The following is a 19,199-nucleotide window of genomic DNA, read 5'->3' on the forward strand; positions in this document are numbered from 1 at the left end:
TGAGAACCTCCTTAGTTTTTCATTCGCGGATCCAGTGCATCACGGAGTCCGTCTCCGAATAAGTTAAAGCCCAGAACGATCAGGGCAATGGCAATGCCCGGGAATAACGCGATATGCGGCGCAGTGAACAGGAAATCACGGCCATCGCTCAGCATCGCACCCCATTCAGGTGTTGGCGGCTGTGCCCCCATTCCAAGGAAGGAAAGGCCTGCTACTGATAGAATCGATGTCGCCAATCGCAATGTTCCCTGTACGATGATCGGACTCATAATATTAGGCAGGATATGAACAAAAATAATTTTCAGGTCGCTTGCCCCTAAAACACGGATTGCATCGACATATTCCATTTTCTTAACACTTAAAGTCGAGCCGCGGACAATACGGGCAAAAGTAGGGATCGAAAAAACACCGACAGCGATCATAACGTTAATGAGGCTTGGTCCCAGTGCACTGACAATGGCTAATGCAAGCAGCAATCCAGGGAATGCAAGCAGCACGTCAATGAAACGCATGATAATCGTATCCACCCAGCCTCCGTAGTAGCCGGAGATAATCCCCAGAACAATTCCAAATAATGCTCCGATGAAGACTGATACAAAGCCAACTGCAAGGGAAAGCTGTGAGCCATATAAAATACGGCTGAAAATATCCCGGCCTTTATCATCAGTTCCCATAATATGGTCAGCTGATGGAGGCTGCAGTTTGTTCACAAGATCAATTTCGTATGGATCATAAGGCGAGATAAGCGGCGCAAGGACAGCGAGAATAATGTAGATAAAAACAATGCTTCCGCCCACCAGCGACATTTTATTTCTGATAAGAGCTTTTGCCAGATCGGCTCCTTTGGCCTTCCTTTTGGAAACAGGCACAGGAGCTTTCGCTGATTCCTGAGGATTTGCAATTGTGCTCATGATTTAGTCCCCCCATGTGTCTTATTGGTTGAGAACTAATTTATCAAAATTATTAACTATTTTGTCTGAATTTTAAGATAAAGTAAAAAATTCGTAAAAACATGACAAAATAACAAAAACATTGGCGAAAAATTTTTCCTATAATGAACACAACCTTTTCAATTGGGATGCAGAGCAAATGCCCGTCCCGGTTGAAAATTCACACAGTAACAGCAGAGATTTACATGTTTTTTACATATTATTAGGGGGTGAAGGGATGAAACAAAGAGTTGAGAAGCTTAGAAAGAAAATGTCGGAAAATGGGTGGAAAGGGGTTTTTATTTACTCACCTGAAAACAGATACTATTTTTCCGGTTATAAAGGATCCGCGGGCGCTCTTTTAATAGAAGAGGACTCACAGAAGCTCTTTACAGATTTCCGCTATGTGGACCAGGCTAAGGATCAGGCACCCGATTTTGAGGTAATCCAGCATCAGCAAAACCTGATTGAAATGGTTTGTGAATCTTTTTCTTCTAATAAGAAAGAAACACTCGCCTTGGAGCTTGGAGATGTTCCGGCATCTGTGTATCTGGAAATCCAGGCAAGGCTTCCGGAAGCTGAGCTGGTGGATGTTGCGTCTGCAACAAATGAAATCCGCATGATTAAAGATGAGGAAGAAATCGAAAACATGCGAAAAGGAATCGAGATTTGCGATCAGGCTTTCACACACATCTTGGATTTCATCCGTCCAGGTATAACCGAAAAGGATATCGGGCTGGAACTTGAGATTTTCATGAAAAGGCAGGGGGCCGAACGCATTAAGCCCAATCATGTGATTGCTTCAGGGCCGCGTTCCTGTCTTCCGCATGGACAGGCTACTGACCGGGTAATTGAGGTCGGGGATTTTGTCAAAATGGACTATGGTGCGATCGTAAACGGTTATTTCTCCGATTTTACAAGGACAGTTGTCGTGGGAGAGCCGTCTGAAAAGCAGGTGGAGATCTATAATATCGTCCGCCGGGCGCAGGAGGAATCCCTGAAGGCAATCGGACCTGGAAAAACGTGCAGAGAACTTGATGAAGTGGGCCGCGGCATTATCCGTGAAGCAGGCTATGGCGACAATTTTGGGCACAGTCTGGGACATTCGCTGGGACTGGCCATCCATGAACAGCCTGCGATGAGAGCGACAGATGAGACTGTTCTTCAGGAAGGGATGGTCATCACTGTTGAGCCGGGGATTTATATTCCCGGGTTTGGCGGAGTCAGAATAGAAGACCTCGTTGTCATTACAAACGATGGCCATGTGAATTTCACTAAATCAACAAAGGATTTGCAAGTGATATCCTATTAAACAGGGGGTAAAGAGGATGAAAAAAAGAAGTTTTTGGCTGGGATTAATAGCTTTAATTTTATTATTAGCAGGTTGTTCCGGCGGCAGTGATCCGGGAAGCCTTGAATCTGCCAGCGGTGATTCCAATGCATCAAATAAAGACCTGGTTATTGCTGTCCTGTCAGATGCAACCAAATTGGATCCGCATCTTGGCACAGATATTCCATCTGCGAATGTGTATCACGGTAAAATTTACGAAGGTCTTGTACAGCAGGATGAAAATATGGAAATCCAGCCTGCTCTTGCTACTGAATGGAAGCAGCTTGACGACCTGACATGGGAATTCAAGCTTCGTGAAGGAGTAAAATTCCATGACGGCACTGATTTTACAGCAGAAGCTGTTCAGAAAACAATTGAACGGGTACTGGCAGAAGAAACAGCTTCACCGCGTTCGAATCTTTTTGAAATGATTAAAGAGGTAAAAGTAGTCGATGATCATACCGTTCAATTGATTACAGAATATCCATATGCTCCACTTTTGGCGAACCTTGCCCACTATGCATCCGGCATCCTAAGCCCGACTGCCATTGAGTCAGGAGACAATCTCGGTCAAAACCCGGTTGGTACAGGCCCTTACAAGCTTGGCGAGTGGAAGCCTGGACAGGAAATCAAATTGACTGCATTCGAAGATTACTGGGGTGACAAGCCTTCAATGGAAACTGTCACATATAAAGTAGTTCCTGAAGATTCTACCCGTATTGCCATGGTTGAAACAGGGGAAGCGCATATCGCAGAGCCTGTGCCTGTCACAGAAGTAGAGCGCATTGAAAACAGCGGCAGCATGGAGCTTGTACGCAGTGAAGCGCTAGGTGTGGACTACATCGGCTTTAACGTTGAAAAGGAACCATTCAATAATGTAAAAGTGCGCCAGGCTATCAGCTATGCAATTGATACAGAAGCCATTGTAAAAGGTGTTTATAACAATGTTGGTACAGTTGCTACAGCTCCGATGGGACCTGCCATCTGGGGTCATAACCCGGATCTTGAAGGCTACAAATATGACCTTGAAAAAGCGAAGCAGCTATTAGCGGAAGCCGGTTACCCGGACGGCTTCAAAACAACGATCTGGACTAATGATAATAAAGCCCGTATGGACGTGGCAGAAGTTGTTCAGTCCCAATTAAAGGGCATTGGCATTGAAGTGGAAACAAAAGTAGTGGAGTGGGGCGCATACCTTGAAGGTACAGCAAAAGGCGACCACGATATGTTTATCCTTGGGTGGTCCAACATGACCGGGGATGCGGATTATAACCAGTACTTCCTGTTCCACAGTGATGCACGAGGAAACCCTGGTAACCGTTCTTTCTACAGCAACCCGAAAGTGGATGAGCTGATTGACCAGGGACGCCAGGAAACAGATGAGCAGAAACGTCTTGAAATCTATGCGGAAGCCCAAAAAATTGAGATGGAAGAAGCACCAATCGTCTTCCTTCGCAATGATGAAGACCTTGCCGTCATCGGCAGCAATGTTAAAGGCTTCTGGATGCATCCATCAGGATTGTACATGCTTGAAAAGGTTACGGTTGAATAAAACAATCACAGAAAGGAGCTGTAGCCATATGGGTGCGGCTCCTTTCATCGCAGATATTTCTAAATCCGAAATTTTTTATCAAATTAAAACGTTAATAGATTAATAATTTGCTATAATCGAAACTAACCAATAATTCCAGAGGTGAACTCCATGAATTTTGATTTCCAAAACCACCCGTATCCATCCCAGCGAACGACTGTCATGGCAAACAACGGCATGGTCGCAACGTCTCAGCCGCTGGCGGCACAGGCTGGATTAGATATCATGAAAAAAGGCGGAAATGCCATAGATGCAGCAATTGCCACAGCAGCCGCTCTTACTGTCGTTGAACCGACTTCCAACGGAATCGGCGGCGACGCATTTGCACTCGTCTGGACGAAAGGGGAACTGCATGGACTGAATGCAAGCGGTCCCGCCCCGAAATCGATTTCCATCGAAGCTTTAAAGGAAAGAGGCTTCGAAAAAATGCCGACGCACGGCTGGATGCCGGTTACGGTGCCTGGTGCTCCATCTGCGTGGGCTGAGCTTTCCAAGCGATTCGGCAGGCTTCCGTTAAAAGAAGTCCTCCAGCCCGCCATCGATTATGCGGAAAAAGGCTATCCGTTAACACCGATCCTCGGCAAGTATTGGCAGTATGCGTATAAAAAGTTCAAACAGATTCTCACGGACGATGAATTCCAGCATTGGTTTGAAACCTTTGCTCCGGATGGCAGAGCCCCCGAAGTTGGCGAGATCTGGCGTTCTGAAGGACATGCTGCCACTTTAAGAGCCATTGGCGAAACAGACGGCGAGAGCTTCTACCGCGGGGAGATCGCTGATAAAATTGATGCTTTTTCAAAGAAATATAATGCTTTTTTATCAAAGGAAGACCTTGAAGATTATAAAGCGGAATGGGTTGATCCCATTAAGGTCAGCTACCGCGGCTATGATGTGTGGGAAATCCCGCCGAACGGCCAGGGGCTTGTAGCTCTCTTAGGGTTAAACATTGCCAAAGGCTTTGAATTCGGTGATAAAGATACGGTGGATACCTATCACAAACAAATTGAAGCGATGAAGTTAGCTTTTACAGACGGCAAGGCATTTATTACAGATCCGGCTGAAATGAAAGTGACTGTTGAAGAACTGCTTTCAGAGGAGTACGGTGAATCACGCCGCAATGAGATTGGCGAGGAAGCCGTAACACCTGAGCCATATCAGCCGCCGCGCGGGGGGACTGTTTATCTCGCAGCAGCCGACAGCGAAGGGAACATGGTTTCCTTCATCCAAAGCAATTATATGGGATTCGGCTCAGGGCTTGTCGTTCCGGGAACAGGCATTGCCCTTCAGAATCGCGGACACGACTTCTCTCTTGATCCGGAGCACCATAATGCACTGAAGCCGGGCAAGAAAACATATCACACCATTATTCCAGGATTCCTGACAAAAGATGGAGAAGCGGTTGGACCGTTCGGTGTAATGGGCGGCTATATGCAGCCGCAGGGGCATATGCAGGTGGTCATGAATACAGTGGATTTCTACTTGAACCCGCAGGCTGCCCTTGATGCGCCAAGATGGCAGTGGATTGAAGGAAAAAAGGTCCAGGTGGAGCCGCACTTCCCTAATCATATTGCCCAGGCTTTGGTACGCAAAGGACATCAAATCGAGGTAACCGTTGATACCGGCGGATTCGGCCGCGGCCAGATTATCTGGCGTGACCCGAAAACAGGCGTGCTTATGGGCGGAACAGAAGCTCGAACGGACGGATCAATCGCCGCCTGGTAATAAAAAGTGAGGAAGCAGCACGCATATAAGAGTAAAATAACCATATAAAAGGTAAAGGGGAGCGGACCGGACAAAAGCCGCTCCTCCACCTGCTTTTTCCGGACACGGAGGCAGTGTTACCCAACTGGTCTAGTGGTGGTATAGGTACCTGGTACCGAAAACAACGAAAAGAGGTGGAGGCATCATGAAGCAGCTTGACATCTTTATGGCTTTTTTTAGAGTAGGCATTCTCGGCTATGGCGGCGGGCCGTCGTCGATTCCGCTTGTCCATAAAGAGGTTGTTGATAAATATAAATGGATGGATACGGATGAATTCGGCGATGTGCTGGCTCTGGGCAACGCACTTCCAGGCCCGATTGCGACAAAAATGGCCGGCTATATCGGCTATCGTGTTGGCGGCGTTCTTGGAATGGTCACTGCACTTGCAGCAACGATGGTACCAACAATTGTCCTTATGATTATTCTTCTTACCGCATTAAATACATTTAAAGATCAGCCATGGGTAGCAGGCATGACAAAGGCAGTCGTTCCAGTTGTGGCTGTAATGCTGGCAACACTCACTTGGGACTTTGTTAAAAAGTCATCGAAATCATCTCTGGGCTGGGGCTGGACTCTCCTTTTTGTGGCCGTAAGCTTAGTTCTTCTTGAATTCATTAATATTCATCCTGCCATTATCATTTTTGTTTTGCTGACAGCCGCTCTCCTGAAAAAAGATAAAGCTGATAAAAATGAAGCAAAAAAGGAGAGGAATCTCGCATGATTTACGTTCAGATCTTCTTGGCATTCTTCATTCCGGGGATTCTAGGATACGGCGGGGGACCGGCATCCATTCCGCTGGTTGAGAATGAAGTGGTCGACAATTATGGCTGGCTCACAACAAATGAATTCAGTGAAATGCTGGCGATGGGAAATGCACTGCCGGGACCGATTGCCACAAAAATGGCCGGTTATATCGGATATGAACAGGGAGGAATCCTCGGAGCCATCGTAGGGGTATTTGCAACTGTAGCTCCATCGCTGATTCTGATGATTGCGCTGCTCGGACTTCTTATGAAGTATAAGGAATCACCGCGCGTCAAGCGCATGACTACTTATATCCGGCCGGTGATCGCGGTTTTGCTTGGCATTATGACATATGACTTCTTTTTCTCTGCATATGAAGGTGCGGGAATATGGCAGACACTTTTCATCGGGCTGGTTAGCTTCTTTTTAATGGAAAGGCTTAAGGTTCATCCGGCTTATGTTATCGCCGGAGCGCTCGTATACGGAGGACTTATTTTAGGATAGGGGGAGGAATTTGTATGACATTTTCCATCGTTGGATACGATCCGAAGGAAAAAGAATGGGGAATTGCGGTTCAATCGAAATTTCTCGGAGTTGGTGCAGTAGTGCCTTTTGCAAAAGCAGGTATTGGAGCCGTTGCGACTCAGTCCTACGCCAATACTTCATATGGACCGCGTGCGCTGCAATTGATGGAAGAAGGGAAAACGGCTGAGGAAGCACTGGAAATCATTACTAAAGATGATCCCGAAAAAGAGCTCCGCCAGGTCGGACTGCTGGATAGCATGGGAAACCCGGCAACGTTCACAGGGGAAGGCTGCTATGATTGGGCTGGAGGCATGACCGGGCCTCACTTTGCCGCGCAGGGCAATATCCTGGTGGATGAAAAAACGGTTGAGGCAATGGGCCAGACGTTTATCTCAACAGACGGCACTCTGGCTGAGCGCCTGCTCGCCGCCCTGAATGCAGGCCAGGCAGCCGGCGGTGACAGCCGCGGCCAGCAATCTGCAGCTCTTCTTGTAGTGAAAGAAGCCGGGGGATACGGAGGATTTAACGACCGCTACATCGATTTAAGGGTCGACGACCATCCCGAGCCGATTACCGAGCTGATTCGGATTTATCACCTGCAGCAGCTGTACTTTGCGCCGTCAAAGGCTGAACGGGTTGCGGCCATTGAAGGTGAGATCAAAGAGGAGCTTGTCCGGGAATTAACTCGGCTCGATTATTTAAAGGCTGGTCAGGGTGATGAACAGCTATTGAAAGCATTAACGGCCTTTATCCATACCGAAAATTTCGAAGCCCGCGAGCAGGAAGCGGGGAAGATTGATTTGGATGTTTTAGCGTATATGAAAAAGCTATGAAGAGGGAAAAGCGGAGAGTGATGCTCTTCGTTTTTTTGTTTTCTACTATTGGCCATCGTGTTTGAAGGTGAATGTCCGAATCGCTAATCCTACTCATAATGGCAAGTTATTTAAACTTCCTTAACCTGCCAAATGTTAAAATCCTCTTGATTAATGCCTAAACGGCTGATAAATGTTAGGATAGTAGAGTTAAACGAATTTGGTAGGAGAGATTTAAAAGATGTCAACAGTAAAAGTAAGCAGAAATGAACCGTGCCCATGCGGGAGCGGAAAAAAATATAAAAAATGCTGCGGCAGCAGGGATGCTGTTTCGATTAAGGATGTATTGAATCACGAAGTTCTTGAGCTTCAAAAGGAAGCAAGGGTCTTTGCGCTTACTCATTTTGAGGAGGACATGAAAGAGGATTTCAAGGATCTTCTGGAAATACTTGAAGACATTGAACCGCAGGAAAAAGAGTTCTATGAATTTGTGCACTCTTTCTGGTACGTTCTTTTTGGAACGCTGGATGATGTGGAGTCCGTAATGGATGAGTTCATTCATTCTAAGCTGCCAGCCGTCACGCGCCCTCGCTTAAAAAGCATTTTGAAGTCGTGGGAGGACAGCAAAGCTGCTGCTGGTAAGTTAATTGAAGTGACTGAAGACAAAGCAGTTATCGAGGATTGTCTGACCGGGAAGGTTTATAATGTCTCCCTATTTGGTGATATGGACGTTAATGAAGGAAACTTTGCCTTTGCCATGCTGCTTCCTTATGGAGAAGAGTATGTTGCGTTCCCTGCTATATTTGACTTGCCGGGAGATAATGCTGCACAGTTTGCGGATTACATCCAATATTCCTTCGAAGAATCCGGATATGAGAATCCTGAAGAATACATGGCTGAATTCCTCATTGATCTTATGAATGACACGCCAAAATCATTAGCAGGTCCAAATATGGACAATTTCGACTGGCCAACCAAGGGTGCAGAGCAGGTTGCCGACATGTTCCGGGATGATATGATCAAAGCAGGTGAGGAACCATGGCTGATCGGCATGGGAATTTCACTTTGGATGGAGTACCTCGGGAAAACCGGCAAACAGGTTAAAAAGCCTGATAACTATGTTGCAGGCCTGAGATACCTTGTAAGCACTATAGCGCCTGTAAAGGAAAATCTCACTCAGAAAGAATTCGGAGAGTTATACGGCATCAATGCCAACCGGGTTTCCACTTATTATGGCGAGATTTATGACGCAGTCGAGAAAACTATTGTTGAATTGATTGAATCGTCGAATTCGTAAAATGGAGAGCGTTGCTGCTCTCTGTTTTTATTTATGGGGGAATGTTGGTCACAATCTAACCGGAGCCAGCTTCGGAAACAAATCCCTGGAAAATAACATCCTGAGTTTGAACCCAAGCCACCTTCGGACACAAACCGAGATAATAGGCCATCCTGAGTCCGAACTCAGTCCAGCTTCTGACACAAAACCCCGATATTAAGCCCTCCAGCCTCCGAACGGAAATCAACGTCCCTATCAGCAAACTAAAGATCTCCATTAAGCCCGCATGCGGCATAAGTTGTCACCCCCCTCCCAAAGTGGTAATATTAATAAGAAATAATGTGAATTTTCATGGGAGGATTCAGCCGGGAAACAGCGAATCTATTACTACCTGTGCAATGATATTAACTATGAAATCAGATATGTCCAGCCCTGAATATAGAGCTGTCATATCCAACATAAAGGAGCGTTTTTAATGCTTGGGATTTTAAATAAAGTGTTTGATCAAAATAAACGCGAAATAAAACGCCTCACCAAAATGGCAGAAGAAATCGATGCGCTTGCATCTGATATGGAAAAATTATCGGACGGGCAGCTGCGCGAGAAAACGGAAGAATTCAAAGCCCGCTACCAAAAGGGCGAAACCGTTGATGATCTGCTGACTGAAGCCTTTGCGGTTGTCCGTGAAGCAGCGAAGCGCGTTCTTGGCTTATATCCGTATCCGGTTCAGTTAATGGGGGGGATTTCCCTTCATGACGGCAACATTTCCGAGATGAAAACGGGTGAAGGTAAAACCCTGACTGCAACCATGCCGGTTTACCTTAATGCCTTAACAGGAAAAGGTGTGCACGTTGTAACGGTCAACGAATACCTTGCTAGCCGTGACGCCACCGAAATGGGTCAGCTTTATGAATTCCTTGGAATGACTGTTGGCCTTAACTTAAACGGACTTTCAAAAGAAGAAAAGCAGGCTGCCTATGCGGCTGATATCACATACAGCACAAACAATGAGCTTGGGTTTGATTACCTTCGCGATAACATGGTTCTTTATAAAGAGCAAAAGGTCCAGCGTCCTCTTCACTATGCTGTAATCGATGAGGTTGACTCCATCCTTATCGACGAAGCGCGTACACCGCTGATCATTTCCGGCTCAGCCCAAAAGTCTACACAGCTTTATATTCAGGCCAATGCGTTTGTCAGCCGCCTGAAAAAAGACGAAGATTTTACGTATGATGAAAAAACAAAAGGCGTGCAGCTGACAGAAGAAGGGATGACGAAAGCAGAGAAGGCTTTTGGAATCGATAACCTTTTCGACATTTCGCATGTTGCACTTAACCACCATATTACACAGGCATTAAAGGCACATTCCAGCATGCATCTGGATGTCGATTATGTCGTTCAGGACGATGAAATCGTCATCGTTGACCAATTTACCGGCCGTCTGATGAAGGGCCGCCGATACAGCGATGGGCTTCACCAGGCTATCGAAGCGAAGGAAGGCCTTGAAATCCAGAACGAAAGCATGACCCTTGCAACTATTACATTCCAGAACTATTTCCGTATGTACGAAAAGCTCGCCGGTATGACTGGTACGGCGAAAACGGAAGAAGAGGAATTCCGCAATATCTATAATATGAACGTTGTGGTGATTCCGACAAACCGTCCGATCGCCCGTGATGACCGTGCCGATCTTATTTATGCCACAATGGATGGGAAATTCCGTGCGGTCGTGGAAGATATTGCCGAGCGCCACAAAAAAGGACAGCCTGTGCTTGTCGGTACAGTAGCTATCGAAACATCTGAAATCATCTCTAAATACCTGAGCAAAAAAGGTGTTCCGCATAATGTCCTGAATGCGAAGAACCACGGCCGTGAAGCGGAAATCATTGCGGACGCAGGTAAACAGGGTGCTGTGACGATTGCCACAAACATGGCAGGACGCGGTACGGATATCAAGCTCGGTGAAGGTGTAAAGGAAATTGGCGGTCTTTGCGTTATTGGTACAGAGCGTCATGAAAGCAGACGTATTGATAACCAGCTCCGCGGACGTTCCGGGCGTCAGGGCGACCCGGGTGTCACGCAATTCTACCTTTCTATGGAAGATGAATTGATGCGCCGTTTTGGTTCTGACAACATGAAATCGATGATGGAGCGCCTTGGAATGGATGACACTCAGCCAATCCAGAGTAAAATGGTTTCAAGAGCCGTTGAATCTGCGCAAAAACGCGTTGAGGGCAATAACTTCGATGCCCGTAAGCAGCTTCTTTCTTACGACGATGTTCTTCGTCAGCAGCGTGAGATTCTTTACGGTCAGCGAAACGAAGTTCTGGAGTCTGAGAACTTGAGAGAGATTGTTGAAAAAATGATCATGACCAGCATCCAGCGCAATGTAGAAGGATATGCTCCTGGACATGAAGATGAGGAAAACTGGAACCTGCAGGGCATCATTGACTATGTGAATGGCAATCTTCTTAACGAAGGCGACCTTACTGTAAATGACATCCGCGGCAAGGATACGGATGAAATCGCCGAAACCATTTTTGCCAAGGTTAAAGAACGCTATAATGAAAAAGAAGAAATGCTTAGCCCTGATCAGATGCGTGAATTTGAAAAGGTTATCGTGCTTCGTGCAGTTGACTCCAAGTGGATGGATCACATCGACGCAATGGATCAGCTTCGCCAGGGAATCCACCTGCGTGCGTATGGGCAGACAGATCCGCTCCGCGAGTACCAGGGAGAAGGCTTTGCGATGTTTGAAAACATGATTGCTTCCATCGAAGAAGATGTGGCCAAATACATCATGAAAGCCGAAATCCGCAACAACCTCGAGCGCCAGGAAGTGGCCAAAGGCCAGGCAGTCAACCCTAAAGAAGACGGTGAAAAGGTTAAGAAAAAACCTGTCGTCAAGCAGATGGACGTTGGACGCAATGACCAATGCATCTGCGGCAGCGGCAAGAAATATAAAAACTGCTGTGGAGCAGAGAAATAAAAAGAGAGCCGGCAACAGCTTTGCCGGCTTCTCCTTTTTGACAAAGCTGTTTCAGTAGAGCTATTCTTTTTAAGAAGGAAACTAAGTTTAACATACTGAGTTGATTGGAGCGGAGGGCACTTGACTCCTGCGGGAGGAGAGGGAGCGGGAGACCCCACAGGCGAAGCCGAGGAGGCTCCCGTTCCTCCCCGCGGAAAGCCCGCAGCGGAAATCAACGGACTAAATCTAAACTGATTGCTTTTACAGATAAATAACATAATAATTTTTGAGGTGACCAAAATGGAATTAGCAGATATTCGCAATGAACTTGAAAAAACAGCTAAGATTTTAGCGGACTTTAGGGGGTCTCTTTGACTTAGAAAACAAAGAGGCACGCATCGCTGAGCTTGATGATGTCATGCTGCAGCCTGGATTCTGGGATGACCAGCAGGCGGCACAGGTTGTTATCAGCGAATCAAACTCACTGAAAGACCAGGTAGTTGAATTCCACGATTTATACGAAGCGTTTGAGAATCTGGAATTAACTTATGAGCTCGTAAAAGAAGAGAGCGACGAAGAACTGCAGGCCGAGCTTGAGGAAGAGCTCAAAGACCTGGTAAAGCGCCTGAACGATTTCGAGCTTCAGCTTCTTTTAAGCGAAGAATATGATAAAAACAATGCCATTCTTGAACTGCATCCGGGTGCAGGCGGAACAGAGTCACAGGACTGGGGCAGTATGCTGCTTCGCATGTACACACGGTGGGCTGAAAAGAAAGGCTTCAAGGTGGAAACCCTTGATTACCTGCCGGGAGATGAAGCGGGGATCAAGAGTGTTACGCTTAGCATCAAGGGACATAATGCTTATGGCTACTTGAAGGCAGAGAAAGGTGTGCATCGCCTTGTAAGGATCTCACCATTCGATTCATCAGGCCGGCGTCATACTTCATTCGTATCCTGTGAAGTAATGCCGGAATTCAATGATGAAATTGAAATCGATATCCGTACAGAAGATCTCAAAATCGACACATACCGTGCAAGCGGCGCCGGCGGCCAGCATATCAACACAACTGACTCTGCTGTCCGTATCACCCACTTGCCGACAAATGTCGTGGTAACCTGCCAGACGGAGCGTTCCCAGATCAAGAACCGCGAACGTGCCATGAAGATGCTCCAAGCCAAGCTCTACCAGAAGAAAATTGAGGAGCAGGAAGCAGAATTGGCTGAAATCCGCGGTGAGCAAAAAGACATCGGCTGGGGAAGCCAGATCCGCTCCTATGTTTTCCACCCATATTCCATGGTAAAAGACCACCGCACCAACACGGAGTCAGGTAATGTCCAGGGAGTTATGGACGGAGATCTGGATATGTTTATTAACGCATACCTGCGTTCAAAATTGATTTTGCCTCAGGATTAAATGCAAAGAAGCCTATGCTGGCAAATTACCGGCATAGGCTTATTTTTTTCTATGGAATTTTAACTGAGCTAGCCGGTGAATGGGGAGTGCTCTAGGAGTGGATACGCTTCTTGAGTTGATTAATTTCAGTTTCGTGGACTCCGCTTTTTTTACTTAGGTGTTCAATATCAATTTTTGTACCCATCAATGTATCTGAAATTACATGAAAAGTCTCTTCATGCTGATCCAGCTTTGTTTCAATATGCTTAAAATGACTTCTGAATTCGGTCGCATTGTTCTCAATCTGTTCAGAAAGTCTTTCAACACTATTCTCAACATTCCCAAGCCTGCTTTCAACATTTCCGAGCCTGATATCAACTTTATCAATTCTTTCCTCAACATTCTCGAGCCTATTTTCAACATTTCCAAGTCTGCTTTTAACATCTGAGATTTCATGGTCAATCGAATCAAACCTCTTATCTATTGAATCAAACCTCTGATCAATCAAATCAAACTTTTTATCAATCGAAACGAACTTCTGATCAATCGAATCGAACTTCTCATCAATTCCATCAAACCTCTTTGAATGGTCCTTCAATGTACTTAAAATTTCATTAAGAATCTTCTCCAATTTTCTCACCTCCTTTTCGACATTATACCACATGCCGCTGCATTTCATGCTGATGAGAAGGCGGCCTGGAAGTATTCTTCCACAATGTTCATAAACATTTCACAGATTAATATTGCATGATAAATTGTACGCTTTTATCGCAACATAATGAAAAGGCAGGGCTTAGTCCTTTAATACGGCAGTTCAATGGCATTTACAGGCCTCAAACTCCATGCTATACTCACTGACGGTAAAAATGGAATATCAGCTAATGCATAGATCGGGACACCGGAGGGAGAAGAAATGGGCAAAAATAGAAGAGGATATACTTATAGTACAAAAGCGGAGAGGCTGCTTGAGTATCTATACGTTTTGATAGGGTCAGGTATTGTGGCGGTTGCATTTAATGTGTTTTTGCTTCCTAACCGGATTGCATCAGGCGGGGTAAGCGGGATCAGTACGATCCTGGATGCAGTTGTTGGCTGGGAGCCTGCATATGTACAGTGGGCTTTTAATATACCGCTATTTATCGCTGGTGTACTTCTGCTTGGAAAACAATTTGGAGCAAAGACTCTGGCCGGGACAATATTCCTGCCGCTTGTAGTTTTTCTGACAAAGGAATATGAGCCATGGACATCCGATCCGCTGCTGGCTTCTTTGTTTGGCGGAATTGGCGTCGGCCTTGGTTTAGGAATTGTTTTCAGGGGTAAAGCATCTACAGGAGGGACAGACCTTGCAGCACAGATTATTAACAAGTATACAGGTTTGTCTCTTGGCACTTGTGTTGCGATTATTGATGGGCTGATTGTGCTGTCAGCTGCACTTATTTTTGATATAGAGCAGGGTTTATATGCATTAATCGCATTATATGTAACAAGTAAAACAATCGATCTTATCCAGCTTGGATTCAGCCGGACAAAGATGGCTTTAATCATTACTGAAAAACAAAGTGACGTTCGTGATGGGATTTTGAATAAAATTGACCGCGGTGTGACAAAACTATCAGCATACGGTGGTTATACCGACCATGAACGTCCGGTCCTGATGTGTGTGGTGGATCAGACGGAGTTCACAAAATTGAAACAACTGGTTCAAACCATTGATCCTACTGCATTTATCATTGTTACGGATGCTTCCGAGGTGTTGGGCGAGGGTTTCAAACGAGCGTAGTGTTGGTATAATATAGCTGTACTTAGTATTTTTTCCTGAGGGGGAATTATAGGTGAAAAAGAAGCTATTGGCACTACTGATGGGTACATCTTTAGTTCTTGCAGCCTGCGGCGGCGGAGACGATGCTGCAGAAGACAAGGACACTGCTACAAAAGGCGGCGGTGAAACAACCACTGATACGGCTGACGCTGGCGATGCACAAAAGCTTTATGAACAGAAATGTTCAAGCTGCCACGGTGCAAATCTTGAAGGCGGTGTAGGTCCGGCCCTTGATAAAATCGGTGCAAACCTATCACAGGAAGATATTGAAAACACAATAGCTAACGGTAAAGGAGCTATGCCTAAAGGATTGCTTCAGGGAGAAGAAGCTTCTGCTGTAGCGTCTTGGCTCGCAGGCAAGAAATAAGAGAGTTTAAATGAAAACGTTCTGTTTACCAGGGCGTTTTTATTTTTTGATAAGCTCACTATTTACGGTTTAAACCGCTAATTTAGGCAAAGTGAAAACAAGCAGCCTCAAAATCCAATATATATTTCCCCGCATCGAACTACATTGGAAACAAACAAGCGTTAAAGCACGGAAAAGTTAAAACTCCCACCCTCATGAGGTGTTTGTTTTCAAATTGACGCAAGTTATGACAAATCTCGAGTGAATGCAATATGAAAAAAGAAGGAAAAATCAGTCGATTAAGAGAATAATACTCTAGAATATTAAAGAAATTAAGGAAAAAAGTAACAAAACTATCGGGATTGAAAAGAAACTGTAATAATTTTTTCCGTTATTTTGACAACTTATGATGTTATAATGGGTTGTGTGAGAATTTCAGATGGCTAATTAGGCAGTATTTACAAGTATTTTGTCATCCTCTATGTCGAAGGGATGTCGTTTTTTAGCGAAATAAGCCATCTATTATATAATTCTTAATACACACTAGATGCTAGGTGATATATATGATCGAAATGAAAGACGTATATAAGAGATACCCCAATGGCGTTACAGCTGCCAGCGGGATAGATATCCATATTAAGCAAGGTGAGTTTGTTTATGTAGTAGGGCCGAGTGGTGCCGGTAAATCCACTTTCATTAAAATGATGTACCGGGAAGAAAAGCCTTCGAGCGGAACGATAACCATTGACGGAGTGAATCTGGCTACATTAAGAAATGCAAAGGTGCCGCTTATGCGCCGTAAAATCGGGGTTGTATTCCAGGATTTTAAGCTCCTCCCGACACTGACTGTCTATGAGAATGTCGCTTTTGCTCTTGAGGTAATTGAAGAGCATCCGAAGAATATTAAAAAACAAGTCATGGAAACATTGGAGCTTGTAGGTTTAAAACATAAGGCGAGGATGCTTCCGACCGAATTATCAGGCGGGGAGCAGCAGCGTGTTTCCATCGCCAGATCCATCGTAAATTCTCCAAAGGTCGTGATAGCGGACGAGCCTACAGGAAACCTTGACCCGGATACTTCATGGGAAATCATGAACATTTTCGATGAAATCAACACGAGAGGAACGACTGTGGTCATGGCAACTCATAATAAAGAAATTGTTAACACGATTAAGCACCGCGTGATCGCTATTGAAGGCGGACGGATTGTACGTGACGAGCAAAGAGGTGATTACGGCTATGAAAGCTAGAACATTGGGCCGGCACTTCCGCGAAAGCTTAAAGAGTCTCGGACGAAACGGCTGGATGACGTTTGCTTCGGCAAGTGCGGTGACGGTAACCCTCATTTTAGTTGGTGTATTTTTCGTCATTATGATGAATCTCAACAAGGTAGCAACAACCATTGAAGAGGACGTGGAAATCCGCGTTCACATCGATGTCGCTGCAAATGAGCAGGATCAGGAAGTATTACGGCAAAAAATCGAAGGAATACCCGAAGTCAAAACAGTTGAATATTCAACTAAGGAAAAAGAACTTGATAATTTAATAGACAGCCTTGGTGAAGAAGGCGAAGCCTTCAAACTGTTCGAACAGGATAATCCGCTGAACGATGTATTTATCGTAAAGACGAAAAACCCGACAGACACAATGAAAGCGGCAAAGCAGATAGAGAAAATGGAATATGCGGCAAAAGTAAAATATGGGCAGGGGCAGGTTGAAAAACTATTCAACTTTATCAATGCCGGCCGAAACGTTGGCCTTGTGCTGATTATCGGCTTATTATTTACTGCCATGTTCCTGATTTCAAATACCATTAAGATTACGATTATGTCACGAAGAAAAGAAATTGAGATTATGAGATTAGTAGGAGCAACCAACTCGTTCATCAGATGGCCATTTTTCCTTGAAGGTTTATGGCTTGGGCTTCTCGGATCCATTATTCCAATTGCACTTGTGTCAACAGCCTATTACTACGCCTATGATTATTTAGCGCCAAAGCTTGAAGGACACTTTATCGAGCTGCTGAAGTTTAGTCCTTTTGTCTATCAGATTTCCGGACTTCTTATCCTGATGGGTGCCCTCATTGGTGTATGGGGAAGCTTAATGTCAGTCAGAAAGTTCCTGAAAGTATAAGAAAGCATGAAGGCCCTGCGGGGGGAACCTGTCCAGGTGCCTTCATGCTTCATAATAATAGACGATTTGGAAGATATAAATGTTTCAGACAAAGATGAAAAATCGAACGATTGACCTGTACATATGGTGTTCATTGAAAGGAGAAATCGGAAATTGAAGAAATCCATCATCACATTATCATTGGCTGCCGTTCTGGGTTTTGGCAGCATAACAGTTGGAATGCCTATTGAAAAGGCATCTGCAGCCAATAAACTAAACGATCTAAACAGCCAAAAGGAAAAAATTAACCAGCAGCGTTCCGGAGTAGAATCGAAGTTAAACGATACAGATAAAAAGATCAGCGAAAACCAGGGCGAGCAGCAATCTGTACAAAGTGAAATTGAGCGTTTGGACAAAGCGATCAGTGATGCTTTAGCAAAAATTGAAGAAAAGAATCAGGAAATTGCAGATACTAAAAAGGAAATAGAAAAGCTTGAAGCCGAAATTGAAATATTAGTAGAGCGCATCAAGAAGCGTAATGAACTATTAAAAGACCGTGCACGCAACTATCAGGAAACTGGCGGAATGGTGAGCTATATTGATGTTTTAATGGGTGCGCAAAGCTTTGGGGACTTTGTTGAACGTGTTGGAGCAGTTGCAACAATTGTAGAAGCTGACCAGGATATTTTAAAAGCGCATCAGGCGGATAAAGATGAGCTTGAGAAAAAACAGAATCAGGTAAAAGAAGAGCTTGCATCATTAGAAAAAATGCGTGCAGAGCTTGAAGGCATGAAAAAGAGCTTAAACGCCCAAAAGGCAGAGAAAGATAAATTGCTTGCATCGTTAAAGCATGAAGAAGAGGAAATGCATGCTCATAAGCTTGAACTGGCAGAAGAAAATGAGATTCTTGCGGCCCAGGAAGCGGCACTTCAAAAAGCGATCAAGCTTGAGCAGGAAAGACAAGCAGAAGCAGCAAGACAAGCTGAACTGGCAAGACAAAAGGCTGCAGCAGAAGCGGCTAAGAAGAGCTCTTCATCAGCTGGAAGCAGCTCATCATCTGACAGCGGATCATCAAGCAGCCCGCAGGTATCTGCACCTTCAGTATCAAGTGGTGCCTGGACAAGACCAGCAGCTGGAAGACTTTCTTCCGGTTTTGGCAGCCGTTCATTAGGCGAGCATTTTGGAGTAGATATTGCTGCAGGCGGCACAGTTCCAATTGTGGCTGCAGCAGATGGTGTTGTCATCCGTTCGTATTACTCCAGCAGTTACGGAAATGCGATTTTCATTGCCCACTCTGTAGGCGGACAAACGTATACTACCGTATATGCTCATATGAGAAGCCGTTCTGTCGGCTCCGGCCAGACTGTTTCTAAAGGCCAGCAAATCGGCATCATGGGTAACACTGGACAATCTTACGGCCAGCATCTTCACTTTGAACTTCACAGAGGTTCTTGGAATGCAGGCAAAACAAATGCGATCAATCCAATCGGCATTGTGCCTCTATAAAAATAGCGTAAAGTGGAAGGAGCATAGCTTCTTTCACTTTTCTTTTACCCGAAAAGAGGGTCTTTAATCCTATAAGACGCTAGTTTT

The 19,199-nt window shown here is 45.2% G+C and carries 16 protein-coding genes; 14 read left to right on the forward strand and 2 right to left on the reverse strand.

Features of this window, described 5'->3' with window-relative positions; genetic code table 11:
• Window positions 1-11 precede the first annotated feature (11 nt).
• Entirely contained in the window at window positions 12-911 is a 900-nt protein-coding gene (gene nikC, locus PBF_RS08170; protein WP_035329200.1) for a nickel transporter permease, read from the reverse strand.
• Window positions 912-1,167: 256 nt separating this feature from the next.
• Between nikC and PBF_RS08175 the strand changes: the two genes are divergently transcribed.
• From PBF_RS08175 to prfB, 9 genes are all read left to right on the forward strand, one after another.
• Window positions 1,168-2,241, forward strand: coding sequence for a M24 family metallopeptidase (locus tag PBF_RS08175; protein WP_035329201.1), 1,074 nt, complete (start codon window positions 1,168-1,170; stop codon window positions 2,239-2,241).
• A 16-nt stretch (window positions 2,242-2,257) separates the two neighbouring features.
• The gene (locus tag PBF_RS08180) at window positions 2,258-3,811 is read left to right on the forward strand and encodes a glutathione ABC transporter substrate-binding protein (RefSeq protein WP_035329202.1); all 1,554 of its coding nucleotides are present in this window, start codon (window positions 2,258-2,260) and stop codon (window positions 3,809-3,811) included.
• 150 nt (window positions 3,812-3,961) lie between these two features.
• Window positions 3,962-5,572: a gamma-glutamyltransferase family protein gene (locus tag PBF_RS08185; protein ID WP_035329203.1), complete on the forward strand. Its 1,611-nt coding sequence runs from the start codon at window positions 3,962-3,964 to the stop codon at window positions 5,570-5,572.
• Window positions 5,573-5,756: 184 nt separating this feature from the next.
• A complete protein-coding gene (locus PBF_RS08190) occupies window positions 5,757-6,332 on the forward strand; it encodes a chromate transporter (protein WP_035329204.1) in 576 nt (191 codons plus the stop codon).
• Complete coding sequence (locus tag PBF_RS08195) at window positions 6,329-6,859, forward strand: chromate transporter (protein ID WP_035329206.1); 531 nt, start codon at window positions 6,329-6,331, stop codon at window positions 6,857-6,859. The genes PBF_RS08190 and PBF_RS08195 overlap by 4 nt, the downstream gene beginning before the upstream one ends.
• A gap of 14 nt (window positions 6,860-6,873) precedes the next feature.
• Window positions 6,874-7,713 carry a DUF1028 domain-containing protein gene (locus PBF_RS08200; RefSeq protein ID WP_035329208.1) on the forward strand — a complete coding sequence of 280 codons (840 nt, stop codon included), beginning with the start codon at window positions 6,874-6,876 and terminating at the stop codon, window positions 7,711-7,713.
• 220 nt (window positions 7,714-7,933) lie between these two features.
• Window positions 7,934-8,989, forward strand: coding sequence for a YecA family protein (locus PBF_RS08205; protein WP_035329209.1), 1,056 nt, complete (start codon window positions 7,934-7,936; stop codon window positions 8,987-8,989).
• Between the two features lie 454 nt (window positions 8,990-9,443).
• Window positions 9,444-11,957: a preprotein translocase subunit SecA gene (gene secA, locus PBF_RS08215; protein ID WP_035329212.1), complete on the forward strand. Its 2,514-nt coding sequence runs from the start codon at window positions 9,444-9,446 to the stop codon at window positions 11,955-11,957.
• A gap of 279 nt (window positions 11,958-12,236) precedes the next feature.
• Window positions 12,237-13,350, forward strand: a protein-coding gene (prfB, locus tag PBF_RS08220) for a peptide chain release factor 2 (RefSeq protein ID WP_152539670.1) whose coding sequence is annotated in 2 segments (ribosomal slippage) — window positions 12,237-12,308 and window positions 12,310-13,350 — 1,113 coding nt in all. Because the reading frame shifts where the segments join, the coding sequence is not laid out codon by codon here.
• A 91-nt stretch (window positions 13,351-13,441) separates the two neighbouring features.
• On the opposite strand, the gene PBF_RS08225 is transcribed toward prfB, so the two are convergent.
• Window positions 13,442-13,960: a hypothetical protein gene (locus PBF_RS08225; RefSeq protein WP_035329216.1), complete on the reverse strand. Its 519-nt coding sequence runs from the start codon at window positions 13,958-13,960 to the stop codon at window positions 13,442-13,444.
• A 282-nt stretch (window positions 13,961-14,242) separates the two neighbouring features.
• Between PBF_RS08225 and PBF_RS08230 the strand changes: the two genes are divergently transcribed.
• The 5 genes from PBF_RS08230 (at window position 14,243) to PBF_RS08250 (ending at window position 19,112) form a co-directional block, all read left to right on the forward strand.
• Complete coding sequence (locus PBF_RS08230) at window positions 14,243-15,109, forward strand: YitT family protein (RefSeq protein WP_035329218.1); 867 nt, start codon at window positions 14,243-14,245, stop codon at window positions 15,107-15,109.
• Window positions 15,110-15,161: 52 nt separating this feature from the next.
• Window positions 15,162-15,515, forward strand: a complete 354-nt coding sequence (cccB, locus tag PBF_RS08235; RefSeq protein WP_035329220.1) for a cytochrome c551 — start codon at window positions 15,162-15,164, stop codon at window positions 15,513-15,515.
• Between the two features lie 542 nt (window positions 15,516-16,057).
• On the forward strand, window positions 16,058-16,744 hold the full coding sequence (gene ftsE / locus PBF_RS08240) for a cell division ATP-binding protein FtsE (RefSeq protein ID WP_035329221.1): 687 nt from the start codon (window positions 16,058-16,060) through the stop codon (window positions 16,742-16,744).
• Complete coding sequence (gene ftsX / locus PBF_RS08245; protein WP_035329223.1) at window positions 16,734-17,627, forward strand: permease-like cell division protein FtsX; 894 nt, start codon at window positions 16,734-16,736, stop codon at window positions 17,625-17,627. The genes ftsE and ftsX overlap by 11 nt, the downstream gene beginning before the upstream one ends.
• A 153-nt stretch (window positions 17,628-17,780) precedes the next feature.
• The gene (locus tag PBF_RS08250) at window positions 17,781-19,112 is read left to right on the forward strand and encodes a murein hydrolase activator EnvC family protein (RefSeq protein ID WP_035329224.1); all 1,332 of its coding nucleotides are present in this window, start codon (window positions 17,781-17,783) and stop codon (window positions 19,110-19,112) included.
• The last annotated feature ends 87 nt before the right edge of the window (window positions 19,113-19,199 follow it).

Source organism: Cytobacillus firmus DS1 (assembly GCF_000565285.1).
GTDB classification, from domain to species: domain Bacteria; phylum Bacillota; class Bacilli; order Bacillales; family Cytobacillaceae; genus Cytobacillus; species Cytobacillus firmus_A.